Raw genomic sequence first — 26,295 nt, forward strand, 5'->3', positions numbered from 1 at the left:
TTTTACGCCTCCGCCGCTCTTTACCGAAATTTGCCTTTCCGTGCGCGTAAATCAAACTGAAAAGCGACCCGGCCGGTCTTAGATACTGCCCATATCTCAGACCGTTCCACATCACAGGGGCCAAGGAATGTTTTCAGTGGAATTTGTCTCCCAGCATCGCGTCTATGACGGCATTCTCTATTTCATCCGTCATGACAGCGCCGCCACGCAATCGAGCATGAGCGCCAGTGTCTTCGTGCCGGACGTGGCGGAAAAGCGCACCGACGCCCCGTTCCCGGCGCTCTACTGGCTGTCGGGTCTGACCTGCACCGCCAATAACTTCACCGAAAAGGCCGGCGCCTATCGCAAGGCGTCCGAACTGGGCCTGATCATTGTCGCGCCCGACACCAGCCCGCGCGGCACCGCCGCCGATGATGAAGCGCACGATCTGGGGCAGGGCGCCGGCTTCTATGTCGACGCCACCCAAGTCCCCTGGAAGCCCAACTTTCAGATGGAAACCTATATCACGCAGGACCTGATCGCCGCCATCAAGGCCAATTTCCCGGCCGATCCGAAGCGACGCGGCATACTGGGCCATTCGATGGGCGGACATGGCGCGCTCACATTGGCGATGAACCATCCGCATCTCTATAAATCGGTCTCGGCCTTTGCCCCGATCTCATCACCCAGCCGCGCCCCGTGGGGCCAGAAGGCCTTCGCCGCCTATCTCGGCAATGACCACGATGCCTGGGAGCGCCACGACGCCGCTATCCTGATGGCCAAGGGCATGGCCGCACCGTTTGATGATATTCTCGTCGATCAGGGCCTAAGCGATCCCTTCCTTGAAAATCAACTGATGCCCGACCTGCTCGAACAGGCCGCCGCCACCGCCGGCCAGAAACTGACCATGCGCTATCATGAAGGTTACGATCACAGCTATTACTTCATCCAGAGCTTTATCGACGACCATATAGCCTTTCACGGCGCGCGGCTGCGGTGATCTCATTATGGTGTGAGTAAAATTCGGAACTGATTATCCTCTCGCCTTGATTATACCTCCCCGACTTGTCGGGGAGGCCCGGTGAGCGATGGCGAGATATAGTCTAGGCAAGCGTAAGACGACGACGCGAAGCGGCTAGATGTGTTGGTGGGGTATCTGACTTTCTTTGGTTGCAATTACGCAATTGATATCGTGTCACCCGAATTCCTCAGACAGCGCATTTTGAAGGCACGGAGTGTCTAGCAATCTAGGGGCGCCTCAGGGAGCCTGTTTTCTTGGGGTTGCAACGGTTCCAGCAGGAGAGAATCGGGCTATTGCGGCAGGTGTACAGGGGATGCCGAATGCCATTAGCTGTTCTTGATAAAAAACACTTCAATCAAAAAGCTCAACTACCCTTTGGTGTGAACGTCACTCACATTATGCAGGCAATGGACGAGTTTCTTGATTTCGTTGGCTTCCTAAACGATCAGCTAGAGACAAGAGAGATAAAGCCACTGGAGACCATGCTAATGCCTGCTAATTTCAGCAGCATCGTTGGCGAGTTCATGTCCAGCACGATACCCAAGTTTTGTCCGTCGATAGTAAAGAATGCCTATCATAATGGGCACCCCGATCTTGTACCAGCAGGCATGTTTCCAAAGAATATGTGCCAGCATGGCATCGAGGGTATCGAAATCAAAGGCAGTAGGTACCTCTCCGGTTGGCAAGGTCACAATGCCGAGGAGTGCTTTCTTATGGTCTTCTGCTATGAGTCAGGACGGCCGACCGATGAAGCCAAAGGCATCGCCCCCAAACCATTTCGATTCTTGAAGGTGTGTGCAGCGCAGTTGGAGGAAAGCGACTGGCAATTTGCCGGGCGGTCTGAGACTAGCCGACGCACCATCACCGCGACCGTTAGACCGAGCGGTTACGCCAAGATGATGTCGAACTGGATTTACCAGGCACCTTAGACTCTAAGACGCGCCAGTTTTGGAATGCCCGCTTGGGCAATATCAAAGTATTGCTTATCGCGTTCGACGCCGATGCTTTGATAGCCCACCGAGAGGGCGGCCGCTATGGTCGAACCACCACCCATGAATGGATCAAGTACCACGCCAGTGCCAAGCGGCAAAGACGCGCGCACCAACTGACGCATAAGCGCTTGTGGTTTGAGGGAAGGGTGGTTGGAGAGGCTGCGCTCTTCAGAACGGGTCGGAGCCGACTTGATTACATCACCGAAAGGCAGGTCGTGCGAGATACGACGCAAACCACCAGTACCCCATTTGCGAAGATTTTCATGCACCCTGCCTTCACAAGGCTTGCGGAAAAGTCCCCAGGGCTCCCACTGCGACTTGGGCATTACCGATACATCAGGGAAGTCCTTTTCGGCCCCCTTTGGACGGTCGCCGCCCCGTAGAGTTTGCACTAGGCGAATAATCTCCCCACGCTTCTCAAATCCCGCCTCTACTAGAGGCATGAAGAGAACGTGAGACAAAAGCGGGTTTGCCGCTACGATGATATGTCCACCCGGCACCAAGATATGGCGGGCCGCTCCGGCGAAGTCTGCGAAAAATTCCCTTAATTGGCGCTGGTCTGTTTCGGTTAGAACGGTGAAGCGAGGTAGAGGGGCACGTTGGGCGCCCCCAAGCGTCGGGGGAATACGCCACACACCGCCTTTGTTCCCGTTACGCAGCTTTGTCGTCTCTTTATCCGTATATTCTTTCAGTCCGTAGGGCGGGTCTGTGACAATGGCGTGGACCGAGTTCGCAGGCTGCGACCTCATCCATTCAAGTGAGTTTGCGCGCACGAGATTATACACGCCGCTAACGGCGGGGACCTCCTCACCGCTTTCGCGGTCGAAGGCAAATTCCTCTTGTGCGTCGTACACTTCGCGTCCCTCTGATGATGGTGAACGATACGACTGACGCGATTCCGGCGCAAGAACAATTCAGAAACTCTTGCGCTGTGCACATGCAGCGCCGGTATTACGGTGACATGATATCAAATGTGTGATTTGCTACAGCCAGATTACCCAAATCTATTCCCCTGCCAAATTCCTGCTGCATCCTATTCGGATGTCTCAGGATGACCACACAGCACAGGCACAACTCACCCCGGACGAGCGGCGCAAGCTCCTGCGCGCCTTTGCCGATCGGATGCTGCTAAAAGTCACGGCCATGGACGATCCCGAAGACCTGCCGGGCATAGAGAAGGCCGTGCGGACCGCCGCCGTGATCGAACGCGTATATAGCCGCTGCGACCGCGCCGAGCGCCAGAAGCCGGAGCCGCGCAAGGTATACGCCGAGCGCGCCACCCATGAAGAAGAAGCGATCAAGGCACAGGTCTCCCTGGCCAGTACGCTGAAATGGGGCGAGGAGCGCCGCCAGCATCTGGGGCCGTGGTGGGAGGCGGCACAAAAGGTCACTCAAAATGCCACAAAGATCGTGCCTCAGGCGCCGGCCCGCCCGCAAAAACCTGCCACGCCGGACAAAGTCGCGGTCGTGCCTCTGAATAGCCCGCCGTCCTGGCAGAAAGTCACCTATACCGACCTGACCGACGATTTCGAAGCGGCCAACGCCGAACTGGCCTTGCAAACGCGGGCAACGACGAAACCGGCGCAAATATCGCGCCCGCCGTTTCACGGACCGCCGCCACCTTCCGGTTAGTATTTACTTCCCCTCTCCCTGCGCAGCGGGGAGAGGACGGGAGGCGAGCGCAGCGAAGGCGACCGGGGAGGGGCATTTTCAAGTGGACATAAGCCCCTCACCCGACGATCTGCGGCTTCGCCTTGCGCGTCGTCCTCTCCCCATCGTCATGGGGAGAGGGAGGTATGATTTGCCTGCAATCACGCAGATGTCAAAGCCTGTCCATTGCTAATAAGGGCTAAGCCCGTTAGCCTGAATCCGTGACCGCGTAAGGTCTCGTCCGGATCTCCTCCCCCATGCTGCTCTTTGCTGGTGCCGTTGTCCTGCTCCTTGTGGTGCTGAACGGCATCTTTTCCATGTCCGAACTGGCCGTGGTCTCCTCCAAACGCCCCAAATTGCAAAGTCGCGCCGAACGCGGCGACAAAGGCGCCGCCGAAGCGCTCAAACTGGCCAATGACCCCAACCGCTTCCTGTCCGCCGTCCAGGTTGGCATTACCCTGATCGGCATTCTGGCCGGCGCCTATGGCCAGGCCACCGTGGCGGGCGAACTCGACAAGCTGATCAATACCATTCCCCTTCTGATGCCGTATTCGGAAGCCATATCGACCGGCATTGTCGTCGTCGTCCTGACCTATCTGTCGCTGATCGTCGGCGAGCTGGTGCCCAAGCGCCTGGCCATGCTGTTCCCGGAACGCATCGCCGGTGTGGTGGCGCGGCCGCTGAACCTGATGTCGCTGGTTCTTGGGCCGTTTGTCAGCCTGCTGACCGGCTCGACCTCGTTGGTGTTGAAACTGATGGGCATCCGCGATGAAAAGGGCGAGGCCATCACCCAGGAAGAGGTCGAAACCACCCTGGCCGAGGGCATGGGCGCCGGCCTGATCGAGCCCGGCGAAAAGCAGATGATGACCGAGGTGATGCGCCTGGGCGACCGCACTGTGCGCGTGGCCATGACGCCGCGCACCGAGGTCTATCGCGTGTCGATCGACGAGGCGGATGTCATCAGCCAGATCCGCGATTGTCCGTATTCGCGCTTTGTCGTCGTGCGCGGCCAGGACATGGAAGAGCCGGTCGGCGTGGCGCACAAGCGCGACATCGCCGATGCCCTGCTGGCCGACAAGCCGCTCGACCTGGCCGCCATGACGCACGAGCCGATCTATATTCCCGTCACCACCTCATTGCTGGTGGCGCTGGAACGCTTCAAGGAATCGAAGCTCCATATGGCGTTCGTGATCAATGAGTATGGCGGGTTCGAGGGCGTGCTGACGCCGACCGACCTGCTGGAAATGATCGCCGGCGACCTCAATGAGGGCCATGACGACGACCGCCTGATGATCGTACGCCGTGAGGACGGGTCGTTCCTGGTTGATGGCCGCGCCGATCTGGTCGAACTGGGTGATGCCATCGGCGAGGATTTCGAGACCGGCAGCGGCTATCATACCGTCGCCGGCCTGATCCTCTACAAGCTGGGGCGCTTCCCGAAGGAGGGCGAGATCGTCACCCTGGGGCGCTTCCGGGTAGAGATTGTCGATATGGACGAACGCCGCATCGACAAGCTCCTGTTCCACAATAGCTGATCAGCCGGCCCGGACCCGGGCCACGAACTGCGTGATCTGCTCGCGCATCTGGGCGGATTGCTCGACCAGCCGCGAGGCCGTATCCAGCGCCAGGTTAGAGGCATGACCGGTTTCCTGCGTGGCCTCGGCCATGGCATGAACGTGGCTGGCAACCTCGTCCGTGCCTTGCGCTGCCTCGTGTACATTGCGGGCGATATCGGCGGTGGCCGCGCCCTGTTGTTCCATGTTGATCGTGATGGCCTGGGCGATTTGGTTCATCTCGTCGATGGTGGCGCGGATCGACTGGATGGCCTCGACCGTGCCGCTGGTGGCCGATTGAATGGTGCCGATGTGCGAGCTGATGTCCTCGGTCGCCTTGGCGGTCTGGGCGGCGAGAGTCTTCACTTCGGTGGCGACCACGGCGAAGCCCTTGCCGGCGTCACCGGCGCGGGCGGCTTCGATGGTGGCGTTGAGGGCCAGCAGGTTGGTCTGCTGGGCGATGGCCTGGATCAGGTTGACCACTTCGCCGACCTTGCCGGCAGCGGCTTCCAGGTCGCGGATGCGGGCATCGGAGAGGTTGGCCTGTTCGACCGCCTGCTGGGCAATGGTGGAAGACATCTGCGCCTTCGAGGTGATCTCATGGATCGAGCTTGACAGTTCTTCCGAAGCGGCGGCCACGGTGCGGACATTGGTGGCGGCCTGTTCGGTGGCCGAAGCGATGGAGGTGGTCTGGCCGGAGGTGCGCGAGGCAATGGCGTTCAGCGCCTCGGCGGAAGTTTTCATCTCGCCGGAGGCTTCCCCGACCGCCTTGACGATCGAACCGACCGAGCGCTCGAATTCGGCGGCAAGCGCGCTCATGGCCTGGTGACGTTCGCGCTCGGCCGGGCCTGACGCTGAATTTCGGCTTCGGATTCGGCGTGGGCCTTGGTGCGCAGGCCTTCACGGAAGGCCATGACCGCCTTGCCGATCAGGCCGATTTCGTCGATGCGGCGGGCTTCCGGTACATCGGCATTATGGTCGCCGCCAGCCATCTTGTCGAAACTGCCCTTGAGACTGTTGAGCGGCTTGCCGACCAGTGAATAGAGGACAAAGAAGATCAGGCCGGCCGAGACGAGGATGCACAGCAGCGAAATGCCCAGCATGAAGCGGTTATTGTGATCGACACTGGGCGTTGAGCGTGGCGACCGGCACCTGGACGACGACCGCCCAGGTATCCGCGGTGCCGGCGGCGGCGATCGGCGAGGCGAGATAGCGCCGAGGGCTTGCCGTCCGGCCCCTTGGCGTCGAATTTCACGGTCTTTTTGGAAGCGATGGCCTTTGCGGCGGCCTCGGCGGTGCCGGCGTCGAAATCCTTGATCGCCTTGCCCGCCGCCTTGGCGTTCGGATAGCTGACGACCAGTCCGCCCTTGGTGATCAGTGCCACGAGGCCGGTATCGAAGGGCTTGATGGCGCCTAGCTCGGTATTGATCGAGCCGAGATCGACATCCACCCCGGCAATGCCGACGAACTGGCCGTCAATGGTCAGCGGCCGCGTGAAGGAGGTCATCAGCACGTCCTTGCCGGCGATCGGATAGACGTAAGGCTCCATGGCGACGGCCCGGCCTTCGTTTTTGGGGCGCAAATAATAATCGCCAGCGCCGGGCTTGTCATAATCGAGAAGGATTTCACGGATCACGCTGCCAGTGCCGCGATTCCAGTAGGGCACGTAGCGGCCGGAGGCGTCATGACCGGGCGTACCGGCGAACTGGGCGTCCTTGCCGTCCAGTGCATTGGGCTCCCATGCCGTATAGGTGCCGAGAATGTCGGGGTGCTTTTCCAGCAGGGCTTTCAGCAGGGCGTCCTGCGCCGATCTTTCGGTCAGGCCGGTCGATTTGATGGCCAAAGCGCTGGCGGCGATATCATCGGCGACAGTGGCGGCCTGGTCGAGCCGGTTGCGGACCGTATTGGCTTCCTTTTCGGCCACATCGGCCTGGAGCGCATCGGTCTGGCGGGTGAGGCTGTGACTGGTGCCCTGCGATAATATGAAACTGCTGGTGCCAAAAACGAGCGCGAGCGCGGCAGCGGAAATCAGCGCGATTTTCACCGGCAGAGAGCGAGACAACATAGACAACCCCTGAACTGATACACATGGTCAGGGCTGGACTGTGGATAGAATCGGTTGCTTAAGTGTTAACCATTATCCAATTCACGCAAAGCTACTCACTGATAAAACCCACCCGCGCATGGCTGCCGTCACAATAGGGTTTGTTGCCGGAATGTCCGCAGCGGCAGAGCTGGAGCGCCTGCGCCTTGCGGATGGTCCGACCGGTGCCGCTCAGCACTTCCAGATTACCGGAAAGGCGCAAGGGGCCGTTCTTTTGCGGATTGATATTGACGGGGCCATTGCGCACCTCCAGCGCGGTCACGTCGCCGGTTTCCGGTTCGCCCGTGGCCAGGAAGGGATCGTTGCCTTCCTTGTGTGACTGGTCGCAAAAAGGCTTGTTCTTCGAGCGGCCACACCGGCAAAGCGTGGCGCGGTAGCCGATCGGTTGGCCATCGAGGGTGAGTTCACCGCGAAAGGCATTCGGGCCGTTTTCGCGGACCTGGATCAGGTTGACCAAAGGCGGCAGTTCCTGTGGCCGGCCATCCTTGCGTTTATACTGGATGGCGCCTGAAGGACAGTTCTGCGCCGTGGCCACCAGATTGTCGGCGCAGTCGGCGTCATCGGGGGCTATCCACGGCCCCACCACATTGGCCTTGAAGACGCCGGGCTGTTGCAGCACGCAGAAACGGGCATGAATGCAGCGCTTCGCCTCGAATTCAATAATCACCTCCTTGCCCTCGGCATATTCTACCGTCGGCGCCTGGCCGTTCTCATACCCTTTGGTCTCAGCTTTTCCGGGTTGTGGTTCGGCCATGACGGTTTTTTTCCTTCAGTGTCGGCGCATGTATATCGCGCAGTTTCTTTGCCAGCGTCGCCAGCCGGCTGGCGGTCCCTTCGGCAAGCTCTCCGTGCAGCGCCTTGCGCGCGCCTTCGGACAGTTCTTCCAGCCGCTCGGCGATGAACCGCAGCGAAGGCTTGCCATCGGGCAGGGGCGTTACGTCGCGCAGGGTGGCGAAGCTCATCCCCGCCGTGACATCCGGCACGGTTGTCGATGCCTTCAGGCGCGTCAGGTGTTCGGCCACGGGCGACAGGGCGTACATGCCGTCGATCGAGACATCGATGAAGACGCGCTTGCGCACCGGGTCATTGTCGGCAAAGCCCTGGGAAAGCGCGCGCAGCATCACGTTATAGATGGCGTTGGCCAGGTCCATTACCGCCGCGGCTTCCGGCGCATCGACCCATACGGCATCGCTGCGTTCCGGGCCCTTGCGCATCAGCGGGTTCTTCGCCACCGGACGAGACGGTGCAAAAGCCGGATCGGCGGCCTCCATCTGGTGGTAGGCGTCGCACATGGCCATGAAGCGGTTATAGTGCGAACGCGCATTGTCACCGGCGGCGCCTTCGCCCTGGTCGACAATGGTGTCGCAGGCGGCCAGCGCCGTCTTCAGGCACTTGACGATCTTCAGGCCGGGCAGGGGTGTCAGGTCCGGGCCAACCTGGAGCGACATATCGCCGATGAACAGGTGTTCCTCGCCCAGCCGGGCGCTGAGATCGGCCAGTCCCTTGCGGATCCCGCGATAGAGATGGCCAACCGTGGCGTAGTCCTGGCCGTTCGGCATCAGGCGGACGCCATCCATATTGCGGTCATAGGTCTGCTTTACGGCCTCGAAACCGGCGCCATCGGGCCGGGTGTCGCCTTCGGGGCGTTCGAGATAGATAAAGTGATCGAGTGTCGACTTGTTGAAGGGGTGCAGTTCGACCACCACGCCGGAGGGATGATAACCGGCGGCGATGGGGAAGTTCGGCCGGCCGAAGTGCGGCGTGCCGCCAACCGCGATGGTAATATTGGCGACCAGGGCCAGATGACCCATTTCCTCCACGGCGATGGCAATGATGTCGCGCCGCCAGCCGGCCACCACTTTCGCCTGTTCGGGTGTCAGGCCGTCGGCTTCGGTTTTCAGGGAAAAGGCCGCGAAGAGATAGCAGCACATCAGGTTGTGCTCGATTTCCGCCGCCTCGGCCAGCAGGAAGATCAGTTCCTCGCGGGTGCGGACATCGATAACGGGCTCGGAAACGGAGGTATCTGCCGGCATGGATAGCTCCAGTCTTGCATGTAAGGACATATCAGTTAAGTCTGCTCCCCTGCGGGGCGCAAGCCTTGATTGCGATTAAAACGCCTTATGGCGCTTGACTCCCGCTCACCTTTCCGACATAAGCCGCCACTTCAAGTCCCGGCCACTGGCCTGGGGCTTACTACGGGTTGATCCTGAGCCGCCGTTGCAATCGCCTTCCGCACTCTCGCGGGAAGCCGGTCAGGGTTAGATATCGAAGGTACGATATGTCGAAGCGCCACAGCGCCAAGTACAAGCTCGACCGCGTCATGGGTGAAAACCTTTGGGGCCGTCCCAAGTCCCCCGTCAACAAGCGCTCCTATGGCCCCGGCCAGCACGGTCAGCGCCGCAAGTCCAAGATCTCCGATTTCGGCACCCAGCTCCGCGCCAAGCAGAAGCTGAAGGGTTACTACGGTAACATCACCGAAAAGCAGTTCCTGCGCACCTACGAAGAGGCCGATCGCCGTAAGGGCAACACCTCGGAAAACCTGGTGGGCCTGCTGGAATCGCGCCTGGACGCCGTCGTCTACCGCGCCAAGTTCGTGCCGACCGTCTGGGCGGCCCGTCAGTTCGTCAACCACGGCCACGTCCTGGTCAATGGCAAGCGCGTCAACATTGCTTCCTACCGCGTGAAGGCGGAAGACGTGATCGAAGTCCGTGAGCGTTCGCGCAACATGGCCCTGGTTCTCGAAGCCCTGCAATCGCCTGAGCGCGACGTGCCGGACTACATCGAACTGGACGCCAAGGGCATGAAGGCTCGTTTCGTCCGTATGCCGGAACTGGCCGAAGTGCCGTACCCGGTCAAGATGGAACCGAACCTGATCGTCGAATATTACTCCTCGTAATCCGAACGACGATGTAGAATTAAACCCCGGAAGAGCGATCTTCCGGGGTTTTTTGCTGGCATAAAAAAAACGGCCGCCAGAGCAGCCGTTTAACATGTTGGATCAAGCCTCGATCAGGCCCTGATCAGCCAGGGCTGTCTTCAGTTCGCCCGACTGGAACATCTCGCGGACGATGTCGGCGCCGCCGATGAATTCCCCCTTGATGTAGAGCTGCGGTATGGTCGGCCAGTCGGAATAGGTCTTGATGCCTTCGCGCAGGTCATTGTCCTGGAGCACATCGACGCCGATATACTGAGCGCCCAGGTGATCGAGCACCTGCACGACGAGTGAGGAGAAGCCGCAACGCGGCTGGTCGGGCGTGCCCTTCATGAAGAGGACGATGTCGTGTCCCTTGATGGTGGTGTCGATGAAGGTGTTGACGTCAGACTCTGCGCTCACGATACGCTCTCCTAAAATGGCTAACTGGCATATAGGCGAAGCGCGCTGGCAAATAAAGAGCAGGCGGGGCTTTTTTAACCGCCCGCCAGCTTATGGGCGCGTTCGTTGAAGCGGGCCATCTCGATCTGGGCCGGCACCGAAGAGGGCAGGTGGCGTTCCGGCACCTCGGCGAGGGCTTCCAAATGTTCCGGACTTTCGGCATCGATCAGGATGCACGACATGCTGGGCTGGGAAAGCGCATAACCCAGGCACAGTTCTTCCGGCGTCCAGTCGGGCGTCTGGTGCAGGAAGGCGTGGGTGCCGGCGCCGGCCAGCGGGTTTTTGGGCTTGCCGCCAAAGAAGCCGCGCCTGGCTTCCTTCGGCACGACATCAGCCGCCTTGCGATAGGTGGCCGGGTAAAAATCGGTAGCGATGACGTTCATGTCGCGTACCACGGCGTCATCGATCTTGCGACGCTTGTCCCAGCTTGAATCGATATCGAAACTGGTCTGGATGACGCTGTAAAGCCCGGAGGCAATCAATTCCGACAGGTCATCCGTCTCCCCCATCCCGCCCAGAAAACGCAGCATTTTCGATTTTTGCAGGCTGTAGAGGAAGTTCAGGCTGTCATCCGGCAAGCTGCCGGCGCCAGGTTGGGCGAAATAGAGCAGATCAAGCCATTGCAGGCCCGAGTCCTTTATGGCGCCGCGCAGGCGTTCCTTGAGTGGGGGCAGGGCATAGGCGTCAGGATCGCCCGCCCGCAATGGCTCGTGCGCATTCACTGAAATGAACAGCAGCTTGCGATCGACCACGGAAAAGGCGTCGGCGGCGACCCGCAGGAAGGCCGGATCGAGACTGTCGAAATGGTAGGTATTGATGCCGTTTTCCAGTGCTGAAATGATCAGCTTCTGCATCAGGGCCGTATTGCGGCCGTGAAGTTCGGATTTCAGGCGCAGGCCGATGGTGGAAAGCGCCAATCCGGAACGGCCGAAGGGACGGTAACGCATGGTTACGGTCTCCTGTCCGCTGGCCAGCCTGCGGGCATCATCATGGTCATGTCAGGCCGCCCCAAGTTAGCCGGTTGCAGATATACGCTGAAAACAACAGGATTCGTCTGGTCCCAGACTAGGCCGCAAACCGGTTAAGAGAGATTTAAGCCTGTTATTGAAATCGTGCTTGGGGCAGCGATTTCGCACACAAAAAGGCCGCCCGGCCTTGAGCGGGGCGGCCTTGTCTTCAGGCTGACGGATCGTTTAGGCTTTGCCGGCCATGTAGTTCGGCAGCCAGTCCTCGTGTGCCTTGCGCAGGGCATCTATGCCTAAGGACAAGCCGGTATAGCTGAGGTCCGTACCGCCGGCCACGCCGATAACGGCGGCATGGACATCGGCCTCCGCCGCCTGGGCGATGACGAGGTGGGCGGAGGCTTCATCGACGGCGATCAGATAGCGCGCCTGATCTTCGGCGAAACCGAAGACGTGATCGGCCAATTCGGTCGGGTTCTTCAGTTGCAGGCCGATCTGCGAGGCCAGAACGACATCGACCGCCGCCGACAGCAGGCCGCCATCGGAGAGGTCGTGGACGCCCTTGGCGACACCGGACTTGATCAGGCGGCGGACCAGGGTGCCGTTGTTCTTCTCGCAAGCCAGGTCGACCTTCGGCGGCGCACCGGCCTCGATACCGAAGACTTCGCGCAGGTAAAGCGACGAACCCATCTCACCCTTGGTTTCACCGATCAGGATGATCACCTGGCCGGGCTGGACCTTGTTGAAGCCGACACGCTGGTCGTAATCTTTCAGCAGGCCGACGGCGCCGACGGTCGGCGTGGGCGGGATCGATATGCCGTTGGTTTCGTTGTACAGCGACACATTGCCGGACACGACCGGGAAGGACAGTTCGCGGCAGGCTTCGGCCATGCCATCGATGGCGCGGACGATCTGGCCCATGGTTTCGGGCTTTTCCGGGCTGCCGAAATTGAGGTTGTCGGTGATGGCGATCGGCTCGGCGCCGACGGCGGTCAGGTTGCGCCAGGCTTCGGCCACGGCCTGCTTGCCGCCTTCGTAGGGGTTGGCCTGGACATAGCGCGGCGTACAGTCGGAAGTGACGGCGAGGGCCTTTTTGGTGCCGTGGACGCGGACCATGCCGGCATCGTGGCCGGTGGATGAGTCGGCCAGGGTATCGGCCATGACGTGGCGGTCATACTGTTCCCACAGCCAGCGTTTGGACGCTTCGTCCGGGCTGGAAATGATTTTGAGCAGGGCGTCGTTGAGGTCGTGCGTCACCGGCACATCGGCCTCGGTCAGTTGCGGCTCCCGCGCCGGTTCGACCCAGGGGACGATCATAGAGCGGGGCGTCGTCGGAAAGCGGAGCCAGCGGCAGGTCGCAGACGACTTCGCCCTTGTGCTTCAGCACGATATGGCCGGAGGTGTTGGTTTCGCCGATGACGGCGGCGTCCAGACCCCACTTTTTGAAGATGCGGTAGCCGTCTTCCTCGCGGCCGGGCTTCAGGATGGCCAGCATCCGCTCCTGCGATTCCGAGAGCATCATTTCGTAGGCCGTCATATTGGTTTCGCGCTGCGGCACCTTGTCGAGGTCGAGCGTGATGCCGAGGCCGCCCTTGCCGGCCATTTCCACGGAACTGGAAGTGAGGCCGGCGGCACCCATGTCCTGAATGGCGGCGACCGCGCCCGAAGCCATCAGTTCGAGTGTGGCTTCGATCAGTAGTTTTTCGGCGAAGGGGTCGCCCACCTGAACGGTCGGGCGCTTTTCTTCGGAGTCTTCCGAGAATTCGACCGAGGCCATGGTGGCGCCGTGGATGCCGTCGCGGCCGGTCTTCGAGCCGAAGTAAACCACCGGCAGGCCGGGTTCGGGCGCGGCGGAATAGAAGATCTTGTCGGCATCGGCCGGGCCGACGCACATGGCGTTGACCAGGATGTTGCCGTTATAGCCGGCGTGGAAGTTGGTCTCGCCAGCGACGGTGGGCACGCCGACGCAGTTGCCGTAGCCGCCGATGCCCGACACGACGCCTTCGACGAGGCGGCGGGTCTTGGGGTGGCCGGGCTCGCCGAAGCGCAGGGCGTTCAGCAGGGCAACGGGGCGGGCACCCATGGTGAAGACGTCGCGCATGATGCCGCCGACACCGGTCGCCGCGCCCTGGTATGGCTCGATAAAGGACGGATGGTTGTGCGATTCCATCTTGAAGATACAAGCCTGGCCGTCATCGATATCGATGACGCCGGCGTTCTCGCCGGGGCCGCAGATGACACGCGGGCCGGTGACCGGGAATTTGCGCAGATGCAGGCGTGAGGACTTGTAGGAGCAGTGCTCCGACCACATGACCGAGTAGACGCCCAGTTCGACGTCATTCGGTTCGCGGCCGAGACGATCCAGGATGACCTGATATTCGTCTGCCTTGAGGCCGTATTCGAGGGCCTTTTCGGCCATGGATTTTGCGGGTGCGGGGGCTGCTGTGCTCATGCCCGCGCATATAGGGGATTCAGGGCGCGATGTCACCCTGTTAAGCTCAGAAATGAAACGGTTTCATTTCATTTCCTACAATCCGAAACGTGGTCAGAATAGAAGAATTGATCATTCGTTCAAAAGCGGCTTACAAATGCCGAGGCACGACATTGAGGAGGGGAAATGAAATCGTATTTAGCATCAGCCTTAATCTTGCTGGCGCTTACCGGATGTGAAGGGATAGATCACTCCAAAGCGAAAGCTTTTTACGTCAATAATGAAACGTCGGTTCAAAAGCAGGCGGAAATAGGCAAGTATAGTCTGTCCGACCAGTGGGAGATATATGAATACGGATTGTCTAAGATCGAACCGCCTCGTGTTGAAATGTCGGAATATCTCGCACAGTCCGGCAGGCCAATGCTCGATTATCTGATTGAGAAAATTTCAAAATCTGGAAATGAAAAGAGCAAGGCCGATGCAAGTTTCGTTTTTATTCACATGCAGAAAGAGCGGCGCTACAATATCTGTGCAAGCGACGCTTACATGAAAAAAATTAAGGACATAAACTCCGGCATGAAAGATGCCTACTCGGCGTCTATTTACAGCGGGGAAATCGATAAGATGTGCAGGAAATACAGCTATTAGTTAAATTTGAACGGCAGGCCGCAATAGTCTTGCGTACGAAAAACGTGTCCGGGGCGTGGAATTGCCAAAAGCCCTGCGCGGGCGTAGGTTTCACGCCGGTTAGTCAGCGTACGGGTAAGCGACGGCCGGTCAAATCGTCGCGTACAGTTTTTCTGATCAGGAACCCTGCCATGATGAAACGCTATGTGATCGAACGCGATATCCCCGGTGTTGGCAAGCTCGATGGCGAGGGGCTGCAAGCCGCCGCCTGCACCTCGAATGAGGCGCTGGCAAAGCTGGGCGGCAGGGTGCAGTGGATGGAATCCTTCGTTGCCGACGACAAGACCTTCTGCATCTATCTGGCGGAAAGCCCAGAAGCCGTCCAGGAACACGCCCGTATCAGCGGCTTTCCGGCGAACAAGGTGACCGAAATCCACAGCCGCATCGATCCGATGACGGCCGTGGGCTAGGATTTACAAATCAAACTGGAACTTCGGCTGATCTGTCTTGATACAGGTGGCGTCGACATTCGGATCGGCGGTTTCCAGGAACTGGCGGATCATCTTCTTGGCGCATTGGCTGCCGGCGATGGTGTGCGTACGGTTCGGGAAGAAATAGTTTTTGCCATGGCTCAGGCGCTTGACCGCTTCGTCCGAAAGTTCCGATGGGCAGCCGGCGTCAATATCGGCCGACAGCATAAGGGTGGGGATATCACTGGTCAGGGGTTGATTTTCGACCGGATCAGGTGTGCCGGGATTAAACGACTTACACACCGCGAAGAAGCGCTTCGTATCGTGCGCCGTGGCGACCTGGATCGGATCGGTCATGTCGATCTTGTCGAGATCGGCCGGGTTCTCAAAGGCAAATTCCTCGTTGCACAGGGTGGTGAAGAACTGGCCTTCGGTATAGCCGGCCTGTGTTTTTTCAAATACATCCAATGCCTTGTAGTCGCCGCCCATGATCGCGTTCAGCGTCTTCGGTAAAGCTTGCGCCCCCTGACGGGAATAGATTTCATCCAGCAGGAAAGCGGCCAGAAGATCGGCCGTATAGGCGTGGTCCTTGACCGTAAGGGGCTTGGCCAGCCAGGCCGTCATCAGGCCATCCAGACGTTTTTCCATGTTGGGGTATTTGGCGTTACAGGCGGAAACGGCGGCGCAATAACGCAGTACCTGCCGGGTTTCACGCGACACCAGACCGGGCAGGGGAGCCGTGGCGTTGGCTTCCGGCGGCCAGGTCGAGGACAGCACGGCGGCGCGCAGACCTTCCGGATCGTGCTGCATCACCGCCATGGCGACGCGGGTGCCGTAGGAACCGCCATAGAGGTTGTAGGTCTTGATGCCGAGCGCGGTGCGCAGGTCGCGGATATCCCTGGCGATGACCGTGCTGTTATATTGCGTCAGGTCATAACCGGCGGCCTGATATTTCGTCATACAGTCAGAAAGGGTTTTCACGCCGGCGTCGCTGGTAATGCCGGCGTCGGACAGCGGCGCGTTGCCGCAGTCGAAGGACGGGCTCGACTTGCCGGTGCCGCGGTGATCGAAGAAGATCCAGTCGCGGTCGGTCGTGACGCGGTCTTTCTTGCGCAGGCCGAGCCACAGGTTGCCGACGATGTCGCCGCCAGGACCGCCATGCAGGAAGATGACCGGATCAGCCTTGGGCTTCGGATCGGTGGCGTGCTGGATGACGATGGGCAGGGAAACCGTGCGGCCATTATTGGCGCCGCGCGTTTCCTCGACCACCATCACGCCGCATTCGACCTTCTTTATGCCGAGATAAAGGATCGAGCAGGTTTGCTTGTGATAGCCAAGGGTCGTTTCCATCTTGGGCTGGCATCCCGCCAGCATCAGACCCGCCGCAAGTAAAACACCTAACGCCCGCCACATGAAAACAACCCTCGTTACTGATGTAACGAGGGTTGGCAGGTCTTATTCGATTTGTAAAGCGTCAGGCCGTCTGGAGCGCGTTGACCAGGCTCTGGAACAGCGGTGCGCCGTCGGCGGAACCAAGGGCTTCCTCAAAGGCGCGATCGGGGTGCGGCATCATGCCCAGCACATTGCCAGCCTTGTTGATGATGCCGGCGATGTCATTGACCGACCCATTGGGGTTTTCAACGTAGCGGAAGACGACTTGGTTGTTATCTTCAATATCCTTCAGCACGTCAGGCTCGGCGAAGAAGTTACCGTCGCCATTGCCCTGCGTCATCCAGACGGTCTGGGCATTGCCATAGGCATTGGTGAAGCGGGTATTGCGGTTCTCGATCTTCAGTTCAATCGGCTTGCAGACATATTTCAGGTTGGCATTGCGCAGCAGGGCGCCCGGCAGCATCCCGGCTTCGCACAGGATCTGGAAGCCGTTGCAGATGCCCAGAACCGACACGCCGCGCTCGGCTTCGGCCTTGACCGCCTGCATGACCGGCGACAGCGAGGCCATGGCGCCGCAGCGCAGGTAATCACCGTAGGAGAAGCCGCCGGGAATGACGATCAGGTCGAGGCCGGAGGGCAGGGTGCTTTCCTCGTGCCAGACCATCTCGACCTTGCCGCCGACCGTGGTTTCCACGGCCGTCTTGCAGTCGCGGTCGCAGTTGGAGCCGGGAAATACGAGAACCGCTGCCTTCAAAGCCATTTAAGCCACCTCAACCTTGTAGGATTCGATGACCGTATTGGCCAGGAGCTTCTCGCACATGGCTTTCAGTTCGCCCTTGGCGGCTTCGGTATCCGAGCCATCCATGTCGAATTCCAGCAGCTTGCCGACGCGGACGTTGGAAACGCCGTCCCAGCCGAGGCCGTGCAAGGCGCCTTCAACGGCCTTGCCCTGAACGTCGAGCACGCCGGGTTTCAGATACACGTGAACCTTGGCTTTCATTACTGCACTCCGCCTTCAATCACTTTTGGCATGTCGCCCATGATGCCGAGACGCTTGGCGACCTCGGTATAGCTCTCGATCACATTGCCCATGTCGCGGCGGAAGCGGTCCTTGTCGAGCTTTTCGCCCGAGGTCGAATCCCACAGTCGGCAGCTATCAGGGCTGATTTCGTCGGCCAGGATGACGCGAGAGAACTCGCCTTCGAACAGGCGGCCGTATTCGATCTTGAAATCGACGAGGGTGATGCCGACCGCGGCGAACATGCCCGACAGGAAGTCGTTGACGCGCAGGGTGGTGGCCAGAATATCGTCGATTTCCTGGGTGTTGGCCCAGTTGAATGCCGTGATGTGCTCCTCGGTGACCAGCGGGTCATTGAGCGCGTCGTTCTTGTAGTAGAATTCGATGATCGAACGCGGCAGTTGCTGGCCTTCCGGCAGGCCGAAGCGCTTGGCCATCGAGCCCGCGACCACATTGCGGCAGACCACTTCAAGCGGCACGATCTCGACTTCGCGGATCAGTTGCTCGCGCAGGTTCAGGCGCTTGATGAAGTGGTTCTGGACGCCGATATTGTTGAGCTTGGTCATCACGAACTCGCTGATGCGGTTATTGATGACGCCCTTGCCTTCGAGCTGGGCCTTCTTCTCGCCGTTGAAGGCGGTGGCGTCGTCCTTGAAATACTGGACGAGCGTGCCGGGCTCCGGGCCTTCATACAGGATCTTGGCCTTGCCTTCGTAGATTTTCTTGCGGTTTTTGGTGGTCATTGTCTGTTCCAGTCGGAATGTCCAAAACGGCGGTCGCGCCGGGAAGGCGGGGCCTTGCGAGGCGTTTCGGGAGAAGGCTCGAAGGCGGAGATATCTGGCGGCATCCTAAAGGACGCGCTTTCGCGCCGCAAATAAACAAAAATGTCCGTTCTGTATAGGGCGGACACGGACATTTCGTGTCTTTTTTAACCGGTCCGGTCCGTCCGCCGGCAAGAATCTGGTGGTTATCTGTCAGATGTAGTTGCGTCAGCACGAAAGGGGAACTAGAACCGGTTATACCTGAAAGGTTTTCTACTCTATGCCGATGTCCGATACCCAGCCTGCCGAATCCAATGAACCCCCGCTACAGGGGAGTGAGGCTTTTGAATTTCAGGCCGCCGCGGCCCGCAACCGCATGATGGCCCTGTGGGGCGCCGAGAAGATGGGGCTGACCGGCAAGACGGCGGAAAACTATGCCGCCGCCGTGGTCCGCGCCAATGGTGAGCAGCCTTCGGAAGAAGACGTGATTCGCAAGGTTCTGGGTGACCTGACGGCCTCCAATATCGCCGTGCGTGAATCCGAAGTCCGCACCAAGGCGGCGGAATTCCTGGCCCAGGCCAGAGAAGCGTTGAAAAGCTGAAACCCTGAAAAGCTGATTGTTTATGAGGCGATGATTATGAAAAAGGTTGTTACAGCGTTCATGATCATCGGTTTTGCGGCGCTGACCGCCTGCGCGACGGTTGAACCGTCGCCGGGCCTCGATACCCAGCCGATCGGTGCGCCGCCGCCACCACCGCCGTTGGATACCCAGCCGGTCGATGCCCCGCCGCCGCCGCCGCCCAATACGGGTAGCTAGGCTGAAAATGCTGGGGGATTTGCTCAAAAAGCAGGACGTAAGGGCTCTGCGGGCAAAAAACCGCATTGTCATGATCGTTTATGGTCTGGCCTTGCTATTGTCACCAATAGGATTTCTGAAAGTTCTGGTTACCTATGGCTCCGTGCCTGCTTTTGCGGGTGCGGTCGGGATCGCCTTATCATTGCCTGTCGCGGTCTTAAGTTTGCGAAAGACAGACAAGCCATCGGATCGATTGATTGCTACACTTCTGGTTGCCCTGGGCCTGCCCATAATCGCTTTGTTGTGCTGGCGCTATTTCAATGATCTTTTTAACGGACAGGTTGATACAAGCGCATATTGGACATGGCGCTACACGCTTGGCGGGCCTTGCCTCCTCGTGGGAGCGATTTGGCTTTATTGGCACGAGTTGAAACGGCTCAGTCGATCCGTTTCAAGCGTTAGCCGAACCGCCCGGTAACCGAAAAACGTGGGCCACCAGCATAGGGGGCCACGCTGGCAATTGAGCGCGGCTGGTCGCCGGCATAGAGCGACAGATCGTTGAAGCGCGGCATGATACCGCCCTCGATATCGCCCGATGGCGAATGGAACAGCATCTGGCCGCCCCAGTCCGAGCGCCAGCCTTGCGTGAAGTTCCACTCAAAGCACAGGCGCGCCGAATTATCGGTATGCTGGGTGAAGAAGTCGCCATTGCGATAACAGACGGCGTCGAGCGAGGCCAACTCTAAGCCCGACAGGCCGGTAAGCTGGCCGCAAAAGGCCGCGAAAGCCTCCGATTTCAGCAGGTTTGAGAATGGGGCAAGGGCGATTGTATCAGCATCGATCAGGTCGAGACCAAGGCGCAAATAGGAGAGGCCGGTCTGGGCGCGTTCGGCGGCATCCTGCAAGCGGGTCTGGATGATTTCCGGCGACAGGGTTTCCAGTTCGGCGCGCGACAGGATGGCGGGCTTGCCGTCCCCGGTGACGATCTGGAGATCCCACGGCGTCTGTTGTTCGAGTGCGTGGTGGACTCGCAGGGCGTGGTCTTCGGGCAGGGCGCCTTCGAGACGGATTCGGCCCTTGCCGGTGAAGCGGCTTTCATAGCCGGCAAAGTCGAACTGATCGGTGAGCAGGGTGGGCATGGGATGATCTCGCGTGAGTGGCCCCCTCCGTCTCGACGCGGCCTTCGGCCTTGCTCGACACCTCCCCCGCACGCTGCGCTACAGGGGAGGAGGGGGGTATTTCTCCTCCCTTGCAAGCCCTTGGGCGAAGCGGGGGAGGTGGCGCGGCGCAGTCCGCGACGGAGGGGCCTCTTTAAGCTTGCCCAAACACGCGGGCGAAAATCGTATCGACGTGCTTGGTGTGATAATCGAGATTGAAGAACGGCTCCAGTTGCTCACGGGTGAAGAACTTCGACACGTCTTCATCGGCGGCCAGGAAGTCGAGGAAGTTGCCTTCGCCACGCCAGACCTTCATGGCATTGCGCTGGACGGCCGAATAGCTGTCTTCGCGCGACATGCCCTTTTGCGTCATAGCCAGCATGACGCGCTGGCTGTGGACCAGCCCGCCGAGACGGTCGATGTTCTTCTGCATGTTTTCCGGATAGATCAGCAGGTTATCGACGACATTGGCCAGGCGGCGCAGGGCGAAATCGAGGTGGATGGTGGCGTCCGGCGCGATGCCGCGCTCGACCGAGGAGTGCGAGATATCGCGCTCATGCCACAGGGCGACGTTTTCCATGGCCGGCACCACGGCCGAACGGACGAGGCGGGCGAGGCCGGTCAGGTTTTCGGTCAGGACCGGGTTGCGCTTATGCGGCATGGCCGAAGAGCCCTTCTGGCCAGCCGAGAAGAATTCCTCGACTTCCAGAACCTCGGTGCGTTGCAGATGGCGGATTTCGGTCGCCAGACGCTCGACCGAAGAGGCGACGACACCCAGAGCGGCGAAGAAGGCGGCGTGACGGTCACGCGGAATGACCGGGTCGAGACCGGCTCGATCTCCAGGCCCATCTTGCCGGCGACATAGGCTTCGACTTCCGGCGAGACATTGGCGAAGGTGCCGACGGCGCCGGAGATGGCGCAGGTCGAGATTTCCTCGCGGGCTGTGACCAGACGCTTACGGGCGCGGGTGAATTCGGCATAGTAACCGGCCAACTTCAGGCCGAAGGTCACCGGCTCGGCGTGGATGCCGTGCGAACGGCCGACCGTCGGAGTGAGTTTGTGCTCCATGGCGCGCTTCTTGAGCGCGGCGAGGACGAGGTCGACGTCCTCGATCAGCAGGTCGGCCGACTTCTGCAATTGCACGGCAAAGCATGTATCGAGCACGTCCGACGAGGTCATGCCCTGGTGCAGGAAGCGCGCTTCCGGACCGACGATTTCCGAAACGTGGGTCAGGAAGGCGATGACGTCGTGCTTCACGGTGCGCTCGATCTCGTCGATGCGGTCGGCGTCGAATTGGGCGTCCTTGCCCTTGGCCCACAAGGTCTCGGCAGCCTCGGTCGGGATGACGCCGAGTTCGGCCATCTTGGTGGCGGCGTGAGCTTCGATCTCGAACCAGATCTTGTACTTCATCGCCGCGTCCCAGATGGCGGCGGCTTCCTTGCGGGCATAACGGGAGATCATGGGCGATACCTTTGGGCTTGAAACGATTGTCGCGGTCGGAATGGGAATATGGGGCCGCAATGTCAAGTATAAAAGAAAGGGGACACGTTTTGAGGCCGCGGCAATTGTGGCCAAAAAATGAAGTTAATTTACGCGTTGCGGGTGTGCGGACTTGGCGCAAGGGTTTATAAAGGGTTAATTTTCAGGCTGATTGCGAATCCATGAAACTTGAGGGTGTTGTTGTGCGTAAGCTTTTTCTGAAAACGGGTGTGGCTTGTCTGGTGGTGGCCGGCATCGGTATGGCCATGCCGGTCATGGCGCATACGCACAAGCCGGGACACAAGATGTCGCACAAGCCGACCGTGGGCCCGGTATCGAAACAGTTCGACCGCGCGTCGCGCGTCACCGCTGAGCGGACCGTCACGGTCATCCAGACCGGCACCAGCGCCGCGGAACCGGCTCAGGGCGATATCGGACAGATTATCACCATGACCGAAGCGGCGCCGGTGGCCTGCCCCAGCGGTCCGGTCGGCTCACCGGAATGGGAGCAGGTGCCGGAAGAGCTGCGTAAGCACGCCATTCCCGGCCAGTGCTTCTCGCGCCTGCTGATGCCGCCGAAGACTGAACGCTATGTCGAGCATATCATGGTGTCACCGGAGCGCGTCGAGACCCGCCGCATCCCTGAGGTGGTGGATATGGTCGATGAAGACGTCATGGTGCGGCCCGAACGTCTCGAGCGCCGCCTGATCCCGGCCGTCACCCATGTCGAGATGGTGACCGAGGTCGTGCGTCCGGCCAGCTTCCGTGAGGAACGCATTCCAGCGCAGTACGAAATGCGCACCGAACATGTAATGGTGCGGGATGCGCGCCGCGAATGGGTGCGCACCGACGGTATCCCGACCGATGCCCCGATGGTGACCGCCGGCGATCATCAGCCGGTTGATTATCGCGCCGATGGCAGCCTGAGCTGGCCGGGCAAATATGCGGAAGGCACGCCGGAAGACGCCTATTATGAGCGCGATCCTTCGGTCTGGTGCCTGAAAGTGGTGCCGGGCGTCTATGAAGACCGCAGCTACCGCGTTGAGGTCGCGCCGGCCAGCGTGCGCCGCATCGAGATCCCGGCCGAAACGCGCCAGGTACGCCGGACGGTGATCGACCAGCCGGAGCGCTATGAGCAGGTGGTGATTCCGGCGGTTATGGAAAAGCGCCGCGTCCGCAAGGTTATGCAGGAAGCGCGTACCGAAACCTATACCGTGCCGGCGGTCTATGATGATGTGACGCGCGAACGCGTCGTCGGTGCGCCGCAGCCGGTATGGCGTGAGGTCATCTGCGGCAAGAATACCTCGCAGGCCAAGATTATGGAGGTTCAGCGCGCCCTGGCGGCAAAGGGTTATAACCCCGGTCCGATCGATGGCCAGTTGGGCCGCCAGACGGTCAGCGCCATGCAGAAGTTCCAGGCGGATAACGGCCTGCCGCAGGGCCAGCCTTCGGTGGAAGCCGTACAGATGCTGGGCGTGCCTCTGGTGCCGCTCAACCGCAATTAAATAATACAAAAAGAGACGAATGGCGTGTTTTGGGGTTCAAAACGCGCCATTTCCGTGTCTAAGCTCTGAAAAAAACGGGAGCGGACATATGAATCGTCGGGAATTATTCAAAAGCGCCAGCGCTCTGGCTGTGGCCGGCTTGTTGCCCCAGGGCGCTTTTGCCGGCACCAATGGCCCGGACGTACCCGATCAGGGGCCACGCGAAACCCTGTTACTCGACAAGGGCTGGCGTTTTCATGATGGGGATATCGCCATGCCGGTGCTGATCACCCATGACCAGACCTATAACGCCGCCAAGGCGGGCCGGGCGCTCGGCGCCGCCAGCCCATCATTCGATGACAGCGACTGGGCCGAAGTCACCCTGCCGCATGATTTCGTCAGTTTCCAGCCGATCGAGAATGGCACCAATGTCGATCAGGGCTACCGCCGGCGCGGCATTGTCTGGTATCGCAATCACCTGAAGTTTTCGGACTCCGACCGTGGCAAACATATCGAACTGCAACTCGACGGCATCGCCACCTTCGCCACCATCTGGTTCAACGGTACGATCGTGGCGCGTAACTGGAGCGGCTATAATTCGACCTATATCGACCTGACCCCTTACGTCACCTATGGCGACAGTGACAATGCGCTGGTGGTCCGCGTGGACGCCACGGCGATGGAAGGCTGGTGGTATGAAGGCGGCGGCATCTACCGCGACGCCTGGATCGTCAAGCGCAGCCCGGTGCATATCGTGACCGACGGCGTGTTCGCTCACCCGGTGAAGAATGGTGATGAGTGGACAATTCCCGCCGAGGTGACTGTTTTTAACAGCGGATCAAAGGAAGCCACGGCGTTCGTAAATATGATCGTCACAGCGCCTGGCGGGATACGGGTCAGTGAAGCGCGAATTCCTGTGACTGTACCCGCCCTGCAAAGGCGGACTGTAAGCCTTAATCACAGTTTAGGGGCTGTACATTTATGGACACTTGACGATCCCTATCTCTATGAAGTCGAAACTGAACTGCTGCTGCCGGGGCAGATGGCCTCGGGATTTGAAAGTCATCCATTCACGGCGGTTCTTGATTATGTCCAGCAGTTTGCAGGCTGTCGCACCCAGCGCTTCGATGCCAAAACCGGTTTCTATCTCAATGACAAACCGCTGAAAATAAAGGGCGTCTGCCTGCATCAGGACCATGCCGGGGTTGGCTGCGCAGTGCCGGAAGGTTTGCTTGATTTCCGCCTGCGCAAGCTGAAGGAACTGGGCGCCAATGCCATCCGCTTTTCGCACAACGCTCAGAACAAGGCGCTGATGGATGCCTGCGATCGCCACGGTTTCCTGGTCATGGCCGAAAATCGCAATTTCAATGCCTCGACCGATTATCTCGAACAACTCGAATGGCTGGTGCGCCGGGATCGCAACCACCCCAGCGTCTTCCTGTGGTCGGTCTTCAACGAGGAGCCGATGCAGGGCACCGAGCAGGGCTATGAAATGGTCCGCCGGATGAGTGCGGTGGTGAAATCGCTTGATACGTCGCGTCCGGTCACCGCCGCCATGAATGACGGCCTGTTCACCGCGCTCAATGTCTCGGATGCGGTCGATGTTGTCGGCATCAATTACCAGCAGCACCAGTATGACGCCTTCCATGAAGCGCACCCGGATATCCCCATGTTCTCTTCGGAGGATACCTCGGCCTTCATGACCCGCGGTGAGTACAAAACCGACGCCGGCAAGCACATCATGGCCAGCTATGATGACGACGCCGCACCGTGGGGCGCCACGCATCGCCAGGCGTGGAAGGAAATCGCGCCCCGGCCGTTCGTCGCCGGCACCTTTGTCTGGACCGGTTTCGATTATCACGGCGAGCCGACACCACACACCTGGCCGACCAATAGTTCTTTCTTTGGCATCATGGACCTATGCGGCTTTGAAAAGACCGCCTTTTATATCCATCAGGCGCAGTGGATCGATGACCGGCCGGTGCTGGGGCTGGCGCCGCACTGGAACTGGCACGCGGGCGACAAGGTCCGCGTCATGGCCTGCGCCAACCTGGATGAGGTCGAGTTGTTCGTCAACGGCAAGTCGTCGGGGAAGCAGGCCGTTGACCGGTTGAATATGAACTATTGGACGGTCGACTATGCACCGGGCTTTATTGAGGTGCGCGGGTATAGGGGCGGCAAGGTCGTCAGCAAGACCCGTAATGAAACCACCGGCAAAGCCGTTGCCTTGCGGCTGGTAAAGGACCGTCCGACCCTGACCGGCGATGGCCGCGATGCCATGCCGGTCCGTGTGGAGGCGATAGACGCCAAGGGGCGCGTGGTGCCAGACGCCCATCATAAGGTCACGTTTGGCGGTACGGCGGCGATCATTGGCCTCGGCAATGGTGATCCCAACTGCCTCGAAGCCGAGAAAGGTGATACGCGCTCACTGTTCAATGGTCTGGCGCAGGTCATCATTCAGGCGCCGGAAATGGGGCGGAATCCGACGACCGTCATCAATCTCACGGCCAGGGCAGACGGGCTGAAACCGGCCAATATCGAAATCTGGCTCGACGCCCCCAAGGCCGCAACCCCGCGACAGCCGACGATGTCGCCGACGATGGTGCTCGATAGCTGGTTTCGGGCCCCGGATAGTGCAGGGCCTCCCGATCCCAACCAGAAGGCCGCCGACACCGATATGAATTCCTGGGCCTGGTTCCGCCCAGGCGAACTTTTCGGCGCGGCAAAGGCGGATGGGTATAGCCTTGTGGCCGCAAATTACACGCCCTTCGCCAGCATACAGAAAACGGGCGGGAGGATCGTCTTCGCCAGCATTACCGGCGCCTGCGACATCTATCTCGATGGCCAGGCCATAGGCCGCAAAGCGGATCCGGCGCTGGCAGGGCTGAGCGTCGCCATCCCCCCGTTCAGCGGGCCGCGCCGGCTGAGTCTCGTATTCAAACTTAAGACCGGTGAGCCGTTCGGTTTTGGAGGGTTGATCCGCATAGGTGGGCCAGAGGAGGCATAAAACGCATCGCATTTTGACACGTGCCGGTCTTACGCCTGA

General features: G+C 59.9%; 26 protein-coding genes and 2 pseudogenes. 13 read left to right on the forward strand and 15 right to left on the reverse strand.

What is annotated here, in order from left to right; all coding sequences use genetic code 11:
- Positions 1–136: 136 nt before the first annotated feature.
- Positions 137–979, forward strand: coding sequence for an S-formylglutathione hydrolase (gene fghA, locus NVV72_15235; protein MCR6660625.1), 843 nt, complete (start codon positions 137–139; stop codon positions 977–979).
- Positions 980–1,320: 341 nt separating this feature from the next.
- Positions 1,321–1,929, forward strand: coding sequence for a hypothetical protein (locus tag NVV72_15240; GenBank protein MCR6660626.1), 609 nt, complete (start codon positions 1,321–1,323; stop codon positions 1,927–1,929).
- On the opposite strand, the gene NVV72_15245 is transcribed toward NVV72_15240, so the two are convergent.
- A complete protein-coding gene (locus NVV72_15245; GenBank protein MCR6660627.1) occupies positions 1,926–2,846 on the reverse strand; it encodes a DNA methyltransferase in 921 nt (306 codons plus the stop codon). The two genes, NVV72_15240 and NVV72_15245, sit on opposite strands and share 4 nt — an antisense overlap.
- A gap of 187 nt (positions 2,847–3,033) precedes the next feature.
- Here NVV72_15245 and NVV72_15250 point away from each other — a divergent pair, with 187 nt between their 5' ends.
- On the forward strand, positions 3,034–3,624 hold the full coding sequence (locus tag NVV72_15250; GenBank protein MCR6660628.1) for a hypothetical protein: 591 nt from the start codon (positions 3,034–3,036) through the stop codon (positions 3,622–3,624).
- Positions 3,625–3,899: 275 nt separating this feature from the next.
- Positions 3,900–5,177, forward strand: a complete 1,278-nt coding sequence (locus NVV72_15255; protein MCR6660629.1) for a hemolysin family protein — start codon at positions 3,900–3,902, stop codon at positions 5,175–5,177.
- Here NVV72_15255 and NVV72_15260 read toward each other — a convergent pair whose 3' ends face one another.
- The 5 genes from NVV72_15260 to NVV72_15280 form a co-directional block, all read right to left on the reverse strand.
- On the reverse strand, positions 5,178–6,014 hold the full coding sequence (locus NVV72_15260; GenBank protein MCR6660630.1) for a methyl-accepting chemotaxis protein: 837 nt from the start codon (positions 6,012–6,014) through the stop codon (positions 5,178–5,180).
- The gene (locus NVV72_15265; protein MCR6660631.1) at positions 6,011–6,298 is read right to left on the reverse strand and encodes a HAMP domain-containing protein; all 288 of its coding nucleotides are present in this window, start codon (positions 6,296–6,298) and stop codon (positions 6,011–6,013) included. Before NVV72_15265 ends, NVV72_15260 begins: the two co-directional genes overlap by 4 nt.
- On the reverse strand, positions 6,253–7,260 hold the full coding sequence (locus tag NVV72_15270; GenBank protein ID MCR6660632.1) for a cache domain-containing protein: 1,008 nt from the start codon (positions 7,258–7,260) through the stop codon (positions 6,253–6,255). Before NVV72_15270 ends, NVV72_15265 begins: the two co-directional genes overlap by 46 nt.
- Positions 7,261–7,351: 91 nt before the next feature.
- Positions 7,352–8,053, reverse strand: a complete 702-nt coding sequence (locus tag NVV72_15275) for a CDGSH iron-sulfur domain-containing protein (GenBank protein MCR6660633.1) — start codon at positions 8,051–8,053, stop codon at positions 7,352–7,354.
- Entirely contained in the window at positions 8,025–9,332 is a 1,308-nt protein-coding gene (locus NVV72_15280; GenBank protein MCR6660634.1) for a ferritin-like protein, read from the reverse strand. Before NVV72_15280 ends, NVV72_15275 begins: the two co-directional genes overlap by 29 nt.
- 245 nt (positions 9,333–9,577) lie before the next feature.
- On the opposite strand from NVV72_15280, the gene rpsD reads away from it, so the two are divergent.
- A complete protein-coding gene (rpsD, locus tag NVV72_15285) occupies positions 9,578–10,195 on the forward strand; it encodes a 30S ribosomal protein S4 (protein ID MCR6660635.1) in 618 nt (205 codons plus the stop codon).
- A 102-nt stretch (positions 10,196–10,297) separates the two neighbouring features.
- Here rpsD and grxD read toward each other — a convergent pair whose 3' ends face one another.
- The 3 genes and pseudogenes from grxD to purL all read right to left on the reverse strand — a co-directional run bounded on the left by grxD (position 10,298) and on the right by purL (position 14,086).
- Positions 10,298–10,633, reverse strand: coding sequence for a Grx4 family monothiol glutaredoxin (gene grxD / locus NVV72_15290; protein ID MCR6660636.1), 336 nt, complete (start codon positions 10,631–10,633; stop codon positions 10,298–10,300).
- A 74-nt stretch (positions 10,634–10,707) separates the two neighbouring features.
- Positions 10,708–11,619: an aldo/keto reductase gene (locus NVV72_15295; GenBank protein ID MCR6660637.1), complete on the reverse strand. Its 912-nt coding sequence runs from the start codon at positions 11,617–11,619 to the stop codon at positions 10,708–10,710.
- 246 nt (positions 11,620–11,865) lie between these two features.
- A pseudogene (gene purL, locus NVV72_15300) lies at positions 11,866–14,086 on the reverse strand (phosphoribosylformylglycinamidine synthase subunit PurL).
- 165 nt (positions 14,087–14,251) lie between these two features.
- Between purL and NVV72_15305 the strand changes: the two are divergent.
- Both NVV72_15305 and NVV72_15310 read left to right on the forward strand, forming a co-directional pair.
- Positions 14,252–14,713 carry a hypothetical protein gene (locus tag NVV72_15305; protein MCR6660638.1) on the forward strand — a complete coding sequence of 154 codons (462 nt, stop codon included), beginning with the start codon at positions 14,252–14,254 and terminating at the stop codon, positions 14,711–14,713.
- 170 nt (positions 14,714–14,883) lie between these two features.
- Positions 14,884–15,162 carry a DUF4242 domain-containing protein gene (locus NVV72_15310; protein MCR6660639.1) on the forward strand — a complete coding sequence of 93 codons (279 nt, stop codon included), beginning with the start codon at positions 14,884–14,886 and terminating at the stop codon, positions 15,160–15,162.
- Positions 15,163–15,165: 3 nt separating this feature from the next.
- Here NVV72_15310 and NVV72_15315 read toward each other — a convergent pair whose 3' ends face one another.
- From NVV72_15315 to NVV72_15330, 4 genes are all read right to left on the reverse strand, one after another.
- Positions 15,166–16,575 (reverse strand): alpha/beta hydrolase, encoded by a 1,410-nt coding sequence (locus tag NVV72_15315; protein ID MCR6660640.1) that lies wholly within the window; start codon positions 16,573–16,575, stop codon positions 15,166–15,168.
- A gap of 61 nt (positions 16,576–16,636) precedes the next feature.
- Positions 16,637–17,308, reverse strand: coding sequence for a phosphoribosylformylglycinamidine synthase subunit PurQ (purQ, locus tag NVV72_15320; protein MCR6660641.1), 672 nt, complete (start codon positions 17,306–17,308; stop codon positions 16,637–16,639).
- 6 nt (positions 17,309–17,314) lie between these two features.
- The gene (gene purS / locus NVV72_15325; protein MCR6660642.1) at positions 17,315–17,554 is read right to left on the reverse strand and encodes a phosphoribosylformylglycinamidine synthase subunit PurS; all 240 of its coding nucleotides are present in this window, start codon (positions 17,552–17,554) and stop codon (positions 17,315–17,317) included.
- Positions 17,554–18,315 (reverse strand): phosphoribosylaminoimidazolesuccinocarboxamide synthase, encoded by a 762-nt coding sequence (locus NVV72_15330; protein MCR6660643.1) that lies wholly within the window; start codon positions 18,313–18,315, stop codon positions 17,554–17,556. The genes purS and NVV72_15330 overlap by 1 nt, the downstream gene beginning before the upstream one ends.
- A gap of 298 nt (positions 18,316–18,613) precedes the next feature.
- Between NVV72_15330 and NVV72_15335 the strand changes: the two genes are divergently transcribed.
- Genes NVV72_15335 through NVV72_15345 form a run of 3 tightly spaced genes read left to right on the forward strand, consistent with a single transcriptional unit; the run spans position 18,614 to position 19,607 of the window.
- Positions 18,614–18,934 carry a DUF1476 domain-containing protein gene (locus NVV72_15335; GenBank protein MCR6660644.1) on the forward strand — a complete coding sequence of 107 codons (321 nt, stop codon included), beginning with the start codon at positions 18,614–18,616 and terminating at the stop codon, positions 18,932–18,934.
- A gap of 36 nt (positions 18,935–18,970) precedes the next feature.
- Positions 18,971–19,150, forward strand: coding sequence for a hypothetical protein (locus NVV72_15340; GenBank protein ID MCR6660645.1), 180 nt, complete (start codon positions 18,971–18,973; stop codon positions 19,148–19,150).
- A gap of 7 nt (positions 19,151–19,157) precedes the next feature.
- Entirely contained in the window at positions 19,158–19,607 is a 450-nt protein-coding gene (locus tag NVV72_15345) for a hypothetical protein (GenBank protein ID MCR6660646.1), read from the forward strand.
- On the opposite strand, the gene NVV72_15350 is transcribed toward NVV72_15345, so the two are convergent.
- On the reverse strand, positions 19,588–20,268 hold the full coding sequence (locus NVV72_15350) for a 2OG-Fe(II) oxygenase (GenBank protein MCR6660647.1): 681 nt from the start codon (positions 20,266–20,268) through the stop codon (positions 19,588–19,590). The two genes, NVV72_15345 and NVV72_15350, sit on opposite strands and share 20 nt — an antisense overlap.
- 172 nt (positions 20,269–20,440) lie before the next feature.
- Positions 20,441–21,747, reverse strand: a pseudogene (purB, locus tag NVV72_15355) (adenylosuccinate lyase).
- Between purB and NVV72_15360 the strand changes: the two are divergent.
- The 3 genes from NVV72_15360 to NVV72_15370 all read left to right on the forward strand — a co-directional run bounded on the left by NVV72_15360 (position 21,746) and on the right by NVV72_15370 (position 26,256).
- Entirely contained in the window at positions 21,746–21,868 is a 123-nt protein-coding gene (locus NVV72_15360; GenBank protein ID MCR6660648.1) for a hypothetical protein, read from the forward strand. The pseudogene purB and the gene NVV72_15360 sit on opposite strands and share 2 nt — an antisense overlap.
- Positions 21,869–21,968: 100 nt before the next feature.
- The gene (locus tag NVV72_15365) at positions 21,969–23,270 is read left to right on the forward strand and encodes a peptidoglycan-binding protein (protein MCR6660649.1); all 1,302 of its coding nucleotides are present in this window, start codon (positions 21,969–21,971) and stop codon (positions 23,268–23,270) included.
- Positions 23,271–23,358: 88 nt separating this feature from the next.
- On the forward strand, positions 23,359–26,256 hold the full coding sequence (locus NVV72_15370) for a DUF4982 domain-containing protein (protein ID MCR6660650.1): 2,898 nt from the start codon (positions 23,359–23,361) through the stop codon (positions 26,254–26,256).
- The last annotated feature ends 39 nt before the right edge of the window (positions 26,257–26,295 follow it).

Source organism: Asticcacaulis sp., from assembly GCA_024707255.1.
In the GTDB taxonomy this organism is placed as follows: Bacteria; Pseudomonadota; Alphaproteobacteria; order Caulobacterales; family Caulobacteraceae; genus Asticcacaulis.

Bases quoted from the DNA above. Each gene is read 5' to 3' on its own strand.
- NVV72_15260 (MCR6660630.1), bottom strand. From the start codon at position 6,014: ATGAGCGCGCTTGCCGCCGAATTCGAGCGCTCGGTCGGTTCGATCGTC.
- NVV72_15250 (MCR6660628.1), top strand. From the start codon at position 3,034: ATGTCTCAGGATGACCACACAGCACAGGCACAACTCACCCCGGACGAG.
- NVV72_15265 (MCR6660631.1), bottom strand. From the start codon at position 6,298: ATGCTGGGCATTTCGCTGCTGTGCATCCTCGTCTCGGCCGGCCTGATC.
- NVV72_15335 (MCR6660644.1), top strand. From the start codon at position 18,614: ATGCCGATGTCCGATACCCAGCCTGCCGAATCCAATGAACCCCCGCTA.
- purS (MCR6660642.1), bottom strand. From the start codon at position 17,554: ATGAAAGCCAAGGTTCACGTGTATCTGAAACCCGGCGTGCTCGACGTT.
- rpsD (MCR6660635.1), top strand. From the start codon at position 9,578: ATGTCGAAGCGCCACAGCGCCAAGTACAAGCTCGACCGCGTCATGGGT.
- NVV72_15340 (MCR6660645.1), top strand. From the start codon at position 18,971: ATGAAAAAGGTTGTTACAGCGTTCATGATCATCGGTTTTGCGGCGCTG.
- NVV72_15345 (MCR6660646.1), top strand. From the start codon at position 19,158: ATGCTGGGGGATTTGCTCAAAAAGCAGGACGTAAGGGCTCTGCGGGCA.
- NVV72_15360 (MCR6660648.1), top strand. From the start codon at position 21,746: ATGGGCGATACCTTTGGGCTTGAAACGATTGTCGCGGTCGGAATGGGA.
- NVV72_15270 (MCR6660632.1), bottom strand. From the start codon at position 7,260: ATGTTGTCTCGCTCTCTGCCGGTGAAAATCGCGCTGATTTCCGCTGCC.
- NVV72_15305 (MCR6660638.1), top strand. From the start codon at position 14,252: ATGAAATCGTATTTAGCATCAGCCTTAATCTTGCTGGCGCTTACCGGA.
- NVV72_15310 (MCR6660639.1), top strand. From the start codon at position 14,884: ATGATGAAACGCTATGTGATCGAACGCGATATCCCCGGTGTTGGCAAG.
- NVV72_15295 (MCR6660637.1), bottom strand. From the start codon at position 11,619: ATGCGTTACCGTCCCTTCGGCCGTTCCGGATTGGCGCTTTCCACCATC.
- NVV72_15315 (MCR6660640.1), bottom strand. From the start codon at position 16,575: ATGTGGCGGGCGTTAGGTGTTTTACTTGCGGCGGGTCTGATGCTGGCG.
- NVV72_15330 (MCR6660643.1), bottom strand. From the start codon at position 18,315: ATGACCACCAAAAACCGCAAGAAAATCTACGAAGGCAAGGCCAAGATC.
- NVV72_15255 (MCR6660629.1), top strand. From the start codon at position 3,900: ATGCTGCTCTTTGCTGGTGCCGTTGTCCTGCTCCTTGTGGTGCTGAAC.
- NVV72_15350 (MCR6660647.1), bottom strand. From the start codon at position 20,268: ATGCCCACCCTGCTCACCGATCAGTTCGACTTTGCCGGCTATGAAAGC.
- NVV72_15275 (MCR6660633.1), bottom strand. From the start codon at position 8,053: ATGGCCGAACCACAACCCGGAAAAGCTGAGACCAAAGGGTATGAGAAC.
- NVV72_15370 (MCR6660650.1), top strand. From the start codon at position 23,359: ATGAATCGTCGGGAATTATTCAAAAGCGCCAGCGCTCTGGCTGTGGCC.
- NVV72_15240 (MCR6660626.1), top strand. From the start codon at position 1,321: ATGCCATTAGCTGTTCTTGATAAAAAACACTTCAATCAAAAAGCTCAA.
- NVV72_15280 (MCR6660634.1), bottom strand. From the start codon at position 9,332: ATGCCGGCAGATACCTCCGTTTCCGAGCCCGTTATCGATGTCCGCACC.